This window comes from Devosia sp. GW821-FHT12F11 (genome assembly GCF_058806655.1).
On sequence record NZ_JBXAPX010000006.1, the window covers coordinates 406,979 to 419,588 of the forward strand.

Below are 12,610 nucleotides of genomic sequence, written 5' to 3' on the forward strand. Positions count from 1 at the left end.
CTTGGCGCTCCAATTCCGAGAAGAGGTATTGCCGTGGCTGAGTTCCGGGTCGATCCGCTGGTATGGGGCCATGGGCCGAGACAGTTCGAGGTGTTCTTCGAGCCGACCTGCCCCTACTCGAGCAAGGCCTTCGGCAAGCTCGAGCAACTGCTGGCGGAGGTGGGCGAGGACAAGCTGACGGTGAAGATCCGGCTTCACTCGCAGCCCTGGCACATGTTCTCGCCCGTCATTGTGCGGGCGATCTACGCCGCTGCGAGCCTGCCCGAGGGCAAGGCGGCAGCGCGGCAGGTGATGCGGGCGGTGTATGATCATCGCGAAGAGTTCGAGTTCGAGCGGCACGCCACCGGGCCGAACCGCGACGCGACGCCGAACGACCTGATCCGGCGGATCGAAGGCTATACGGGGCTGAAGCTGATGGAGGCGTTCGACGAGCCACAGCTCGACAAATCCACCCGCTGGGATGCGCGCTATGCCCGGCAGAACGGCATCCACGTATCGCCGAGCTTCATGATCGACGGGATCGTCCAGGCGGACATGAGCAGCGGCGACGAGGTTTCGGCCTGGGCGAAGCGGCTGGCTTAGGCGGGGAGGCGCAGCGTCTTCAGCCCACCACGGACGTCATTCCCGCCTTCGCGGGGATGACGTCCGTGGTGGGCGACCCTTGAGCAAAATCAAAGGCCGGCCCCGTTTTCCGAGGTCCGGCCTTCCACGCCTCCCAGCGTCTCGTCGGGGCGAGGCGCCCCACGTCCAGCAAGCTAGCGGAGAATTGACGGCGGCGCGCGGTTTGCCGGGTTAACCGGTAAAGATTGAGTTAATCGAGTAAGGACTCAGTAAGTCTTCATCTTGAGGTGGAGGATGCCCGAGCCATCGTCGAACGGCTCGCCGAAGGCGACGAAACCGAGCTTTTCGTAGACGGCGAGCTTGTCGTGCTGGGCGGTGAGATAGAAGCGGGTCTCGCCTTTGTCGCGCGACAGGTCCATGGCGTGGCGGAGCAGCCGGGTCGAGATGCCCTGGCCGCGCCAGAGCTGCGCAACGACCACCCGGCCTAGCTTCACGTGCTCCGGGGCTGAGATGATGCGCAGCGTGCCGACGACATTGCCGGCGGCAATCGCCACCAGATGCGTGGCGGTAAGGTCGTCGGCGTCGAATTCCTCAGCCTCGGGGATCTGCTGCTCGATGACGAAGACCTCGCGGCGCAACGCGAAGGCGGCGTTGGCGAGGGTGGAGAACACCGGAACGGTGAGAAGCGTGATGTCGTGCATGCCGGATAGAGATCACATCGGCGCCGACCGCTCCAGCCTCAGGTGCGGGGCAGTTCTGCCGGGCCGCTGGGAACGTTGATCGGGATCGGGCCGGCAGCGCTGGGGACGGTCCACTGCACGGCGCCGGCGTCATGCACCAGCCGGGCGACAAAGCCCAACTTGGCGATCACCTCGGGCGTCAGGACGAACGGGTAGGCGTCGTGCTGGCCGACGGCCCGGTTGAGGTTGTTCATCAGCGAGGCGAGCGGGATCCAGTTGTCGATCAGCTCGTCGATGTCGGGATTGGCATAGGGGTCGTAGTCGAGCCGGGCGGTCAGCTCGCCGGTCCGGTCGACGCCGGGCCGGAGGTTGAGGCCGAAGGAGGCCGCCATCTCGGTGGTGTCCACCAAATGTAGGTAATGCGCGAAGGTCTCGGCGAAATCCTCCCAGGGATGCGAGGTGGCATAGGCCGAGATGTAGTGCTGCTGCCAGCCGGCGGGGGCGCCGTTGGCGTAATGCGCCGCGAGTGCGCCCTCGTAGTCGGCGCTCTCGTCGCCGAACAGGGCGCGGAACTCCTCATGCGCCGGGCGGCCACTGACCAGCAAATCCCAGTAATAGTGGCCGATCTCGTGGCGGAAATGGCCGAGCAAGGTACGGTAGGGTTCGTTGAACTGGGTGCGGCGGTATTCGCGGGCGGCGTCGTCGGCCTCCTTCAGCGCCAGGGTGATGATGCCGCTGTCATGCCCGGTCAGCACCGGGGAGCGCGAAACCTCCTCGTTGAGGAACTGGAAGCTCAGGCCGTGCACCGGGTCCTCATTGCGGGTGGCGAGCGGCAGATGCAGCCGCAGTAGCGAGTAGATCAGCCGCTTCTTGGCCCGCTCGATCACCTGCCAACGGCCCAGATCGACCGGGTTCTGGATATCGGGGATCAGCCCGTTGTGGCGGCAGGCGAGGCAGTAGGGATCGGCGCCTGGTGCATGCAGCAGCAGCCAGTTGCAGGCGCCATGCGCGGCATTGGCGCAGTAGACGAAAGAGCGGTTGAAGAAGGCCGGCGCCATCCAGATGCCGGGGCCGCCATCGAGCGAGAACAGGTTGTTGGTGAGCGGGCCATAGCCGAGCGCACGGCCGCAGCGCTCGCAGCGGGTGTTCTCGAAGTAGAGCAGGTGACCGCAATGGTCGCAGTGGAAGAGCTTCATGGCAGCGGCACTCCTGGTCGCCACCTAGCAATGCACGGAGCGCGGCGCGGTTGCGAGCGCGTCGTTCTGCATGCTCCGTTAACGCACCGTGGCGAAAATGCCGGCCTGCCCGGAGACCAACGGATCATGCTGCCCGAGACCTGGCTGCGCCACGCGAGCCGCCCCATCGTCATTGCCGTGTTTACGGCGACGGCCTTGGTCGCGCTGTGGCTCACGTGGCTCGCATTTTTCGGCACGGCCGTCCTGCCGCCCAATGTCGGCGCGCCGGAACCACCCGGCGCGATCGGCGATCTCGCGACCTACCGACGCATCGTCGAGGCGATGCGGGGCGGGGAGGGCTATTATGAAGCGGCCCATGCGGCATTGCTCGAAGGCGGCTACGGCACCCTGTCGGTGTTCAACTGGCGCACCCCGCTCAATGCGTGGCTGCTGGCGGCGTTGCCCTCGTTGAACTGGGGGTTGGCGCTCGGCGTCGGCCTTGCGGTTGTCGCCACCCTGCTTGCCTATCGGCTGGTCCGCGACAGCGCCGGCCCGCTGTTTGCCGGCGTCGGCCTGCTGGCCCTCCTGGTATCGCTGGCCAATCTGGGCAGTGCCGACGCGATGCTCTTTTCCGACATCACGGCAGGCACGTTGATCCTGCTTTCGGTGGTCGCCTATGGCTTGCGATTGGCGTGGCCGGGCTTCGTCGCCGGCGCGCTGGCGCTGTTCCTGCGCGAACTGGCCGGAGTGTATGTCGTGGTCTGCCTCGTGCTCGCCATCCGGCAGCGGCGCTGGGCCGAAGTGGGGGGCTGGCTTGTGGTGCTTGCCGCCTATGCGGGGTATTTCCTGTGGCACGCGCAGATGGTGGCGGCGCAGCTCGGGCCGTTGGATCGGGCTTATCCCGATAGCTGGCTGGCCTTTGGCGGCGGTGCGTTCCTGCTTGCCACCGGCGCCTTCAACGGATTGGTGAAGTTGCTGCCGCTCTGGGTGACGGTGCTGGTGCTGCCGCTCGGTTTGCTCGGCCTCACGGCGCGGCCTGCGGGCCTCCGCGCCGCCGCAACCGCCTTCGCCTATGCCGCACTCTTCCTCGTCGCCGGCAAGAGCTACAACAGCTATTGGGGCGCCCTCTACACTCCGCTGCTGATGCTCGGCCTGCCATGGGCGGCGGCGGCGATCCGCGATGGCTTGGCCGTTCTCAGACGCTCCCGATCGTCTTCAGTCGCACCCGCGGGTGTACCTCGTTCTGGCTCATCACCACCGTCTGCGGGCGGAAGCGTTCGATGATGGCGCGGACATGCGGGCGGATGCCGGGGGAGGTGATGAGGACGGGGATTTCGCCCATCTGGGCGGCGTTCTCAAACCCCTGCTGGATGCCGACGATGAACTGCTGCAGGCGCGATGGGGCCATGGCGAGGTGACGGTCGTTGCCGTCGCCGACCAGCGCCTCGGCGAAATCGCGCTCCCATTGCGGCGACAGGGTGAGCAGCGGCAGGTTGCCGTCCGGCCCCAGATTGGCGGCGCAGAGCTGGCGCGCCAGGCGCGAGCGCACATGCTCGGCGATGGTCTGGGCGGTGCGGCCCGGGCCGGCGATTTCGGCGATGCCTTCGAGGATCGTGGGAAGATCGCGAATGGATATCCGCTCGATGAGCAGGGTCTGCAACACGCGCTGCACGCCCGAGACCGAGATCTGGCTGGGGATGATGTCCTCGACCAGCTTCTGCTGGTCCTTCGACAGGCCGGCCAGCAGCGACTGCACGTTGGCGTAGCTAAGCAGATCCGAGACGTTGGCCTTCAGCACTTCGGTGAGGTGCGTCGAGATGACCGTCGAGGGGTCGATGATCGAGTAGCCGCGCAGTTCCGCTTCGTCGCGCAGCGCCGGCTCGATCCAGGTGGCGGGCAGGCCGAAGGTCGGCTCGGTGGTGTGGACGCCGGGCAGGTTGATCTCCCGGCCCATCGGATCCATCACCATCAGCTGGTGCGCGAAGATCTGGCCGCGACCGGCATCGACCTCCTTGATCTTGACCTTATAGTCGTTCGGCTCGAGCTGCATGTTGTCGAGGATGCGGACCGGCGGCATGATGAAGCCGAGCTCGGTGGCGAGCTGCCGGCGTAGCGCCTTGATCTGCTCGGTGAGCCGATCGGTGCCGGTATCGTCTTCCTTGACCAGTGAGAGCAGGCCGTAGCCGAGTTCGAGCTTCAGCTCGTCGATCTTGAGGCTGTCCGAAATTGGCGCCTCTTGCGACAGCGGGCTGCCGCCAGCCTGGGCCTGCTCCATCGCCGCCTCGACGATGGCGCGATCGGCGGTCGCGGTTTTCTTCTTGCCCGACTTGAAGGCGAGCCAGCCGCAGCCGGCGGCGAGCGCCAGGAACGGGATGATCGGCATGCCGGGCAGCAGCGCCAGCGCGCCGATGACGGCGGCCGACATGCCCAGCGCCTTGGGATAGCCGGTGAACTGGGCGACCAGCGCCTTGTCGGCCGAGCCGGTGACGCCGGCCTTGGAGACCAGGAGGCCCGCGGCGGTCGAGACGATCAGCGCCGGGATCTGGCTGACGAGGCCGTCGCCGACGGTGAGCAGGGTGTAGTTGTGGCCGGCTTCGGCGAAGCTCAGCCCCTCCTGCAGCATGCCGATGACCAGACCGGCGATGATGTTGATGAAGGTGATGAGCAGGCCGGCGATGGCGTCGCCGCGCACGAATTTCGAGGCGCCGTCCATGTTGCCGAAGAAAGCGCTTTCGGCCTCGAGGTTTTCGCGGCGCTTGCGCGCGGTGGTCTCGTCGATCAGGCCGGCCGAGAGGTCGGCGTCGATCGCCATCTGCTTGCCGGGCATGGCGTCGAGGTTGAAGCGCGCCGCGACTTCGGCGATGCGGCCCGAGCCCTTGGTGATGACGATGAAGTTGACGATGATCAGGATGGCGAAAACGACGACGCCGATGACGAAGTTGCCCCGCATGACGAAATTGCCGAACGCCTCGATGACGTGACCGGCGGCATCGGTGCCGTTATGGCCCTCGGCGAGGATCAGGCGGGTGGTGGCGAGGTTCAGCGCCAAGCGCAACATGGCGGCGATCAGCAGCACCGTGGGAAAGGCCGAGAACTCGAGCGGCGTCTGGATGAACAGCGCCGTCATCAGGATCAGCACCGAAAAGACGATCGAGATGGCCAGCAGCAAGTCGAGCAGCAGCGGCGGCAGCGGTACGATGAGGACGACGATGATCCCCATGATGCCGATGGCGAGCCCGATATCGGTCGTACCGAACGACTTCCACAGCCCATGGATCGAGAAGGTCGGCAGCTTCAGGCCGGAGGGGCCGGGGGCGGAGAGATCAGCCACGGGTGTTTCCTGAAGTCAGAGCGTGGGGCACCCCCCTCCCGGCCTCCCCCACAAGGGGGGAGGTGAAGAGTCGGGGTTGTGGCTCGCTCGTGCCGAATGCTCGATGCGGCACCTCCCCCCTTGTGGGGGAGGATGGGAGGGGGGAGGGCACCAAGCGATGCCGCCTCACGCTGCCGAGTTCCGCTGTTCACCGGGGCCCGGCACCGCGAGGCCCTCATCGGCGTATTGGTTGAGCTTGTTGCGCAGCGTGCGGATCGAGATACCGAGGATGTTGGCGGCGTGCGTGCGGTTCCCCAACACGTGGTCGAGGGTATCGAGGATCAGGTCGCGCTCGACGTCGGCGACGGTGCGGCCGACCATGGCGCGCGAGATGGTCTCGGCGGTCTGGGCGGCCTGCGTCGCCACCGAGGCCATGGCGACGACCTCGCTGAGGCCGGTGCCATCGGGCATCGAGATGGCGTCGGGGCCGATGATCTCGCCGCCCGACAGCAGCACCGCGCGGTGGAGGGTATTTTCGAGTTCGCGCACGTTGCCCGGCCAGGGGGCGCGCAGCAGCGCATCGCGGGCTTCGGCCGAGAGCACGCGGCGGCCGAGGCCGTTGGCCTTGGCGTATTTGGCGACGAAGTGTTCGGCCAGTGCCGCGGTATCGCCGGGGCGTTCACGCAAAGCCGGGAGTTTCAGGTTCACCACGTTGAGGCGGAACAGCAGGTCTTCGCGGAAGCTGCCGTCCTTCACCGCTTCGTTGAGGTTGCGGTTGGAGGTGGCGATGATGCGGATATCGACGGGCACGGGTTTGGTGCCGCCGACGCGGTCGATCAGCCGTTCCTGGATGGCGCGGAGGAGCTTGGCCTGCAAACGCACGTCCATTTCACTGATTTCGTCGAGCAGCAGCGTGCCGCCCGAGGCTTCCTCGAACTTGCCGATACGGCGGGCGACGGCGCCGGTGAAGGCGCCCTTCTCGTGGCCGAACAGTTCGCTCTCGAGCAGCGCCTCGGGGATGGCGGCGCAGTTGATCGAGATGAAGGCGCGGGAGGCGCGCTTCGAACGCGAGTGGAGGTATTTCGCCATTACCTCCTTGCCGGTGCCGCTCTCGCCGGTGATCAGCACCGAGGCCTCGGACGGGGCGACCTGCTCGGCGAGCTTCACCACGCGCGCCATCACCGGGTCGCGATAGAGGAAATCCGAGGATTCGCGGGCGACCGCGGCGATGACGGCGGCGATCAGCTCGGCGTCGGGCGGCAGCGGGATATATTCCTTGGCGCCGGCGCGGATGGCGTTCACCGCGGCAGCGGCGTTGCTCTCGGTGCCGCAGGCGACCACCGGGATGACGATGCGCTCGCCATCGAGCCCGGCGATCAGCCCGGCAATATCCATCATCACATCGACCAGCAGCAGGTCGGCGCCGCGGCCGGCACGCAGCGACGCGAGCGCGATCTCGATGGAGGGGGCATGAGCCACCTTGGCGCCGCCATCCATGGCGAGCTTGGTGGCGGTGGTGAGCTGGCCTTCGAGAGCGCCGACGATAAGAAGCCGCATGGTCAGGCTGCCTTGATGATTTCGGTCATGGTGACGCCGAGACGGTTCTCGACGAGGACGATTTCGCCGCGGGCGACGAGGCGGTCATTGACGTAGATTTCGACGGCCTCGCCGACCTGGCGGTCGAGCTCGACCACGGTGCCGACATCCATCTTGAGCAGGCTCGCCACCGGCACCTTGGCGCGGCCGAGCACCACCGAGATGCGGACGGGAACGTCGAATACGGCCTCGAGGTCGGCGGCGGTCTTTTCGCCGGGCGGGGTGTAACCCTCGCGGCCGGGAGCGGCCATCTCCTCGAAGGTGACCCCGGTGTCGCCGGTGCTCATTGCTCGGTCTCCTCGTTAAGTCGGATGCCGCGTGCGGCGAAGTACTGGCTGATGCGGGCGTCGATCTCGGCGCTGAGCTTCCTGATATCGCGGACCACGCCGCCATCAGCCCACTCGATGCGGGCATCGCCGATGGCGATATCGGGGTCGCCGAGAACGACCAGCCGGCCAGTGAAGCCGGAGGTGGTCATCTTGCCTGTGGCGATGTCGCGTACGGCGTCGGCAAGCGCCGGATCGCAGCGGATGACGAGGTGCGGCACGCCATCGAGCGTTGCCATGCACTCGGCCACCAGTTGCTCGATCTCGGCGGTCGGTTCGCGGGCAATGAGGCCGCCGGCGAGTTTCCTCGCGATCGACAGCGACAGCTCGACGCCTTCGGCGATGGCTTGCTTCCTGGCATCGTCCATGCTGGCCGCCATGGCGGCAACGCGCACGGCGAGGGATTCGGCGGCGGCGGCTTCGGCCTTGGCGGCTTTGGCGACGGCCGTGCGCTCGCCTTCGGCGAGGCCGGCCTCGCGGCCCTCGCGGCGGGCTTCCTCGAGCAGGGCGGCCATCGCCGTCTCGGTGACCAGCGAGTTGCGCTCCTGGCGTCGGCCGAGGTCGAGGTCGAAGGTGAATTTGGCGGGCGCGGTGCTCATCAGCCGATCATTTCCTCATCGGCCTTGCCCTTGGTGATGACGATCTCGCCCTTTGCTGAGAGGTCCTTGGCGGTGGCGACCATGCGGCCCTGCGCCTCGTCGACGTCCTTGAGACGGACCGGACCCATGGCTTCCATGTCGTCCTTCAGCATCTTGCCGGCGCGGGCGGACATGTTGGCGAAGAACACCTCTTTGACCGTGTCGTTGGCGCCCTTCAGCGCCAGGCCCAGCTCCTTCTTGTCCATCTTCTGCACCAGCGTCTGGATGGCCGAAGGCTCGAGCCGGGCCAGATCCTCGAAGGTGAACATCAGCGCCTTGATGCGGTCGGCGCCGTCGCGGTCGCGTTCTTCGAGCGTGGTGATGAAGCGCGCCTCGGTCTGGCGGTCGAACGAGTTGAAGATCTCGGCCATCTGCTCGTGGCTGTCGCGGCGCTTGGTGTGGCTGAGGGTCGACATGAACTCGGTGCGCAGCGTCGTCTCGATCTTTTCGAGGATTTCCTTCTGCACCGGATCGAGCGCCAGCATGCGCTGCACCACTTCCATCGCCAGCTCCTCGGGCAGGGCGGCGAGCACCTTGCCGGAATGGTCGGTAGCGATCTTCGAAAGCACCACGGCGATGGTCTGCGGGTACTCGTTCTTCAGGTAGCTGGCGAGAATATCCTCCTGAACGTTGCTCAGCTTTTCCCACATGTTGCGGCCGGCGGGACCGCGGATTTCTTCCATGATCGAGTCGACCCGATCCTGCGGCAAAAAGCTCAGCAGCAGCCGTTCGGTGGTGTCGGAGTTGCCGGCGATGGTGCCGTTGGACGAGACGCGGGTAACGAACTCGATGAGCAGCGAATCCAGCATATCCGGGGTGATCGGCCCGAGCTTGACCATGGCGCGCGACAGCTGGCGGATTTCCATCTCGTCGAGCTCTTCGAGGATCGGCTTGCCGAAATCCGGACCGAGCGCCAAGAGCAGCACGGCGGCCTTCTCGTCGCCGGAGAGGGCGCGCTGATTGGCGTTAGCGCCGACGACCAACTGCTTGCTCAGCACCTGGTCGGTGGTCTGGTCGAGTGCGGCGGCTGCGGCGGCCATCTAGTTCGTCCTCATGTGGCGCTCGCCAGCCAGTCGCGCACGATCAGCGCGGCCTGCTTGGGGTTTTCGTCGACCAGTTCGCCGACCGTCTTCAAGGTATTGGCCTGGGTTTCGCCCATCGCCTTGGCGCTGTTCATCCAGGCGGGAACGCGCGCCTTGCGCGGCTGCTCGTCTTCCTCGACGTAGTCGCCGTTGAGGTTGGGGAGCGTGGAGACGATGGCGTTGGAGCCGAAATCCCCCGGGCCGTGATGGGCCTGACCGCCGCCGAGCTCGGCGCTGGCGGGGAGGGCCAGGGTCTTCCCCTCGGGGGCCAGCACGCGCTTCAGCAGCGGGCGAAGCACGAAGAACACCAGCGCCAGCGCGATCAACAGGGTCACCGCCATCTCGGCGCCGTTCATCAGGTCGTCGCGGGTGAAGTCGAGCAGGCCCGGCTCGCTGGTGCCGGCAGCGGCGAGTTCCGGGCGGTCGGCGAATTGCAGGTTGGCGACCTGCACCTGGTCGCCGCGGGTATCGGAGAAGCCGACGGCGGATTTCACCAGCGCGGTGATCTGGTCGATCTCGGCCTGGGCGCGCGGGGTATAGACCGAGTTGCCTGTGGCATCGGCGACATAGGTACCGTCGACCACCACGGCGATCGACAGCCGCTTGATGCCGCCGGCTTCGGTGAGCGCCGTCTCGGTGACCTTGGAGATCTCGAAATTGGTGGTCTCTTCGGTGGTCGAGCCCTGCTCCATGGTCGAGGTGCCGCTGCCCGAATTGGCCGAGGCGCCGGGCAACTCGTTGGAGACGCTGACCTGGCCGCTGTCGCCGTTCTGCGCGGTGTTGGAGAGGTCGCGGGTCTGGGTGGAGCGGATCACCTGGCCGTTCGGGTCGAACGTCTCAGAGGTCTTGCTCAGCCGGTTGAGATCGAGTTCGGCCGAAACCTGTACCCGGGCGCGGCCGGAGCCGACGATGTTGGCGAGCAGGTCCTCGACGCGGCTGCGCAGGCGATTCTCGACATTGAGGGTGCGCTCCTCGGTCTCGCCGGCGATGACGTCCTCGGGGCCGTTGCCGGCGCCGGAGGCGAGCAGGCGCCCGGTATCGTCGACCACCGAGACGCGGGCCGGGGTCAGTCCCTCGATGGCGGAGGCGGCGAGATGCTGGATGGCGCGGATCTCACCGGCCGAGAGCTCGCCGCGCACCGACAGCACGATCGAGGCGGTGGGGTCCTTCTGCTCGCGGCTGAACAGGGCGCGTTCGGGCAGGACGAGATGGACGCGGGCGCTCTTGATGCGGGCCAGCGAGGAGATGGTGCGGGCGAGCTCGCCTTCGAGCGCCCGGACATTGTTGATGTTCTGGACGAAGCTGGTGGCGCCGAGCGTCGACTGCTGGTCGAAGATCTCGTAGCCGACCTGGCCACGGGTGGGCAGGCCATCCTGCGCCAGCGACATGCGAATCTGAGTGATCTGGTCGCGCGGCACCAATATGGTGTCGCCTTCACCGCGGATCTCGTAGTTGACGTTCTGGGTCTGCAGTTCGGTGACGATGGCCGCCGAATCCTCGAACGAGAGGCCGGAATAGAGCGGGGCCAGCGGTGGCGTCGAGGCGCGCATGATGAGGAAGGCAAAGAACCCCAGCATCAGCACGGCGATAACGGCCATGGCGGCGACGCGCGCCAAACCGAGGCGGTTGAAGAACTGCAGCAACCCGTCCACGCGGACCGTACCCTTGTTATTCTTGGGTGCGCGCAAACGCACCGAGCCCATAGGCAAAAATTACCCAGTGGATGGTAAACAAGTGATTAACCGGCAGTTGCAGAATGCAAAAAGCGGCAGGCTTTGCCGGGTGAGGGTTAAGGAGACGTGAGCATGGGAACGCTGAGCATCCTCGGTCGGATGACCTCGATCAATGTGCGCAAGGTCATGTGGACCTGCGACCTGATCGGCATCGGCTATGAGGTCGAGATCTGGGGGATGCCGCATCGCGACCCCAAAGCGCCGGAATTCCTCAAGCTCAACCCCAACGCGCAGGTGCCGGTCATCATCGATGACGGGTTCGTCCTGTGGGAGAGCAACGCCATCATGCGCTACCTGTCGGAGTCGCGGCGCAGCGGGCTCTGGCCGGTGGCCGTGCAGGAGAGAGCCCTGGTCGACCAGTGGCTCACCTGGCAGGTGGCCGAGCTCAACGCGCAGTGGGGATATGCGGTCTATGCGCTGATGCGCAAGAACCCCGCCTATACCGACGAGCAGCGCATCGCCGATTCGATCCGCAACTGGACGGCAAGGATGCAGATCCTCGAGGCGCAGCTCGCGGCGGGCGGAGGCTTTGCCGCCAATGGCAGGCTGTCAATTGCCGATATCGGCCTCGCGGTCTCGACGCACCGCTGGTTCTCGACCCCGTTCGATAAGCCCGAACTGCCCGCGGTTGCGGCGCACTACCAGATGCTGAAGGCGACTGCCGAAGGGCAGAAATACATGAGCGCCGACACGCCGTGACGCGGCTCAAGATCCTCGGTCGGGTGAGCTCGAGCAATGTCCGCAAGGTTCTGTGGACGGCCGACCTCTGCGGCATCGACTATGAGCACGAGATCTGGGGCATGCCGCATCGCGACCCCAGGGTGCCGGAGTTCCTGAAACTCAACCCGAACGCCACGGTGCCGGTGATCGTCGACGATGGGTTCGTCATGTGGGAGAGCAGCGCGATCATGCGTTATCTCGCGCAGAAATGCGGCAGCGAACTGTGGCCCGAGGAGGTGCGGGAGCGGGCCTTGGTCGACCAGTGGCTCACCTGGCAGGCGACCGAACTCCTGCCGTCATGGCTCTATGCAGTGACGGCATTCCTCGCCAAAAACCCGGCCTTTAGCGACCCCGCGCGGATCGCGCATTCGGTCGACCAGTGGACCGCCAAAATGCGGATGCTGGAAGCGCGGCTCGCCAAGGGCGGCGGTTATGTCGCCAACCGGCGGCTCAGCCTCGCGGACCTGGCGCTGGCGCTGTCTTCGCACCGCTGGTTCTCGACGCCGTTCGACCGGCCGGAGTTGCCGGCGGTGGTGGAGCACTACCAGCGGCTGAAGGCAACTGAGGCCGGGCGGAAGTATCTGGGCGAGGCGACGCCCTAGAGTGTGTCACTGAAGCGCCGGTGTGGGCTGACCCCCACCCTTGATCTCTCCCCGCAAGGGGAGGGAGACGCAAATTGCGATGTCAGTGCGAGGGTCTCCCTCCCCCTTGCTGTTTAGTCCGGGTACATCGCTTACAGGTGTTCGGAGACATAGCTGACAGGTTTGTGCAGGCTTGGTCGTTCCATTG

The 12,610-nt window shown here is 66.2% G+C and carries 12 protein-coding genes; 4 read left to right on the forward strand and 8 right to left on the reverse strand.

The window, feature by feature from the left end:
• Window positions 1–27: 27 nt before the first annotated feature.
• On the forward strand, window positions 28–582 hold the full coding sequence (locus AC1ROK_RS19605; protein WP_492850025.1) for a DsbA family protein: 555 nt from the start codon (window positions 28–30) through the stop codon (window positions 580–582).
• Between the two features lie 245 nt (window positions 583–827).
• Here AC1ROK_RS19605 and AC1ROK_RS19610 read toward each other — a convergent pair whose 3' ends face one another.
• Window positions 828–1,262: a GNAT family N-acetyltransferase gene (locus AC1ROK_RS19610; RefSeq protein ID WP_492849984.1), complete on the reverse strand. Its 435-nt coding sequence runs from the start codon at window positions 1,260–1,262 to the stop codon at window positions 828–830.
• 38 nt (window positions 1,263–1,300) lie between these two features.
• Window positions 1,301–2,437 (reverse strand): zinc-binding metallopeptidase family protein, encoded by a 1,137-nt coding sequence (locus AC1ROK_RS19615; protein WP_492849986.1) that lies wholly within the window; start codon window positions 2,435–2,437, stop codon window positions 1,301–1,303.
• 126 nt (window positions 2,438–2,563) lie between these two features.
• Here AC1ROK_RS19615 and AC1ROK_RS19620 point away from each other — a divergent pair, with 126 nt between their 5' ends.
• Complete coding sequence (locus AC1ROK_RS19620; protein WP_492849988.1) at window positions 2,564–3,700, forward strand: hypothetical protein; 1,137 nt, start codon at window positions 2,564–2,566, stop codon at window positions 3,698–3,700.
• Here the strand turns inward: AC1ROK_RS19620 and flhA are convergent.
• The 6 genes from flhA to fliF form a co-directional block, all read right to left on the reverse strand.
• Entirely contained in the window at window positions 3,612–5,747 is a 2,136-nt protein-coding gene (gene flhA / locus AC1ROK_RS19625) for a flagellar biosynthesis protein FlhA (protein WP_492849990.1), read from the reverse strand. The genes AC1ROK_RS19620 and flhA overlap by 89 nt on opposite strands.
• 165 nt (window positions 5,748–5,912) lie before the next feature.
• Window positions 5,913–7,283, reverse strand: a complete 1,371-nt coding sequence (flbD, locus tag AC1ROK_RS19630) for a sigma-54-dependent transcriptional regulator FlbD (RefSeq protein ID WP_492849992.1) — start codon at window positions 7,281–7,283, stop codon at window positions 5,913–5,915.
• Window positions 7,284–7,285: 2 nt separating this feature from the next.
• A complete protein-coding gene (gene fliN / locus AC1ROK_RS19635; RefSeq protein WP_492849994.1) occupies window positions 7,286–7,609 on the reverse strand; it encodes a flagellar motor switch protein FliN in 324 nt (107 codons plus the stop codon).
• Window positions 7,606–8,247 (reverse strand): FliH/SctL family protein, encoded by a 642-nt coding sequence (locus AC1ROK_RS19640; protein ID WP_492849996.1) that lies wholly within the window; start codon window positions 8,245–8,247, stop codon window positions 7,606–7,608. The genes fliN and AC1ROK_RS19640 overlap by 4 nt, the downstream gene beginning before the upstream one ends.
• On the reverse strand, window positions 8,247–9,326 hold the full coding sequence (gene fliG / locus AC1ROK_RS19645) for a flagellar motor switch protein FliG (protein WP_492849998.1): 1,080 nt from the start codon (window positions 9,324–9,326) through the stop codon (window positions 8,247–8,249). The genes AC1ROK_RS19640 and fliG overlap by 1 nt, the downstream gene beginning before the upstream one ends.
• An 11-nt stretch (window positions 9,327–9,337) precedes the next feature.
• A complete protein-coding gene (gene fliF / locus AC1ROK_RS19650; protein ID WP_492850000.1) occupies window positions 9,338–11,020 on the reverse strand; it encodes a flagellar basal-body MS-ring/collar protein FliF in 1,683 nt (560 codons plus the stop codon).
• Window positions 11,021–11,173: 153 nt separating this feature from the next.
• Between fliF and AC1ROK_RS19655 the strand changes: the two genes are divergently transcribed.
• On the forward strand, window positions 11,174–11,800 hold the full coding sequence (locus AC1ROK_RS19655; protein ID WP_492850002.1) for a glutathione S-transferase family protein: 627 nt from the start codon (window positions 11,174–11,176) through the stop codon (window positions 11,798–11,800).
• Window positions 11,797–12,423, forward strand: coding sequence for a glutathione S-transferase family protein (locus AC1ROK_RS19660; RefSeq protein ID WP_492850004.1), 627 nt, complete (start codon window positions 11,797–11,799; stop codon window positions 12,421–12,423). The genes AC1ROK_RS19655 and AC1ROK_RS19660 overlap by 4 nt, the downstream gene beginning before the upstream one ends.
• The last annotated feature ends 187 nt before the right edge of the window (window positions 12,424–12,610 follow it).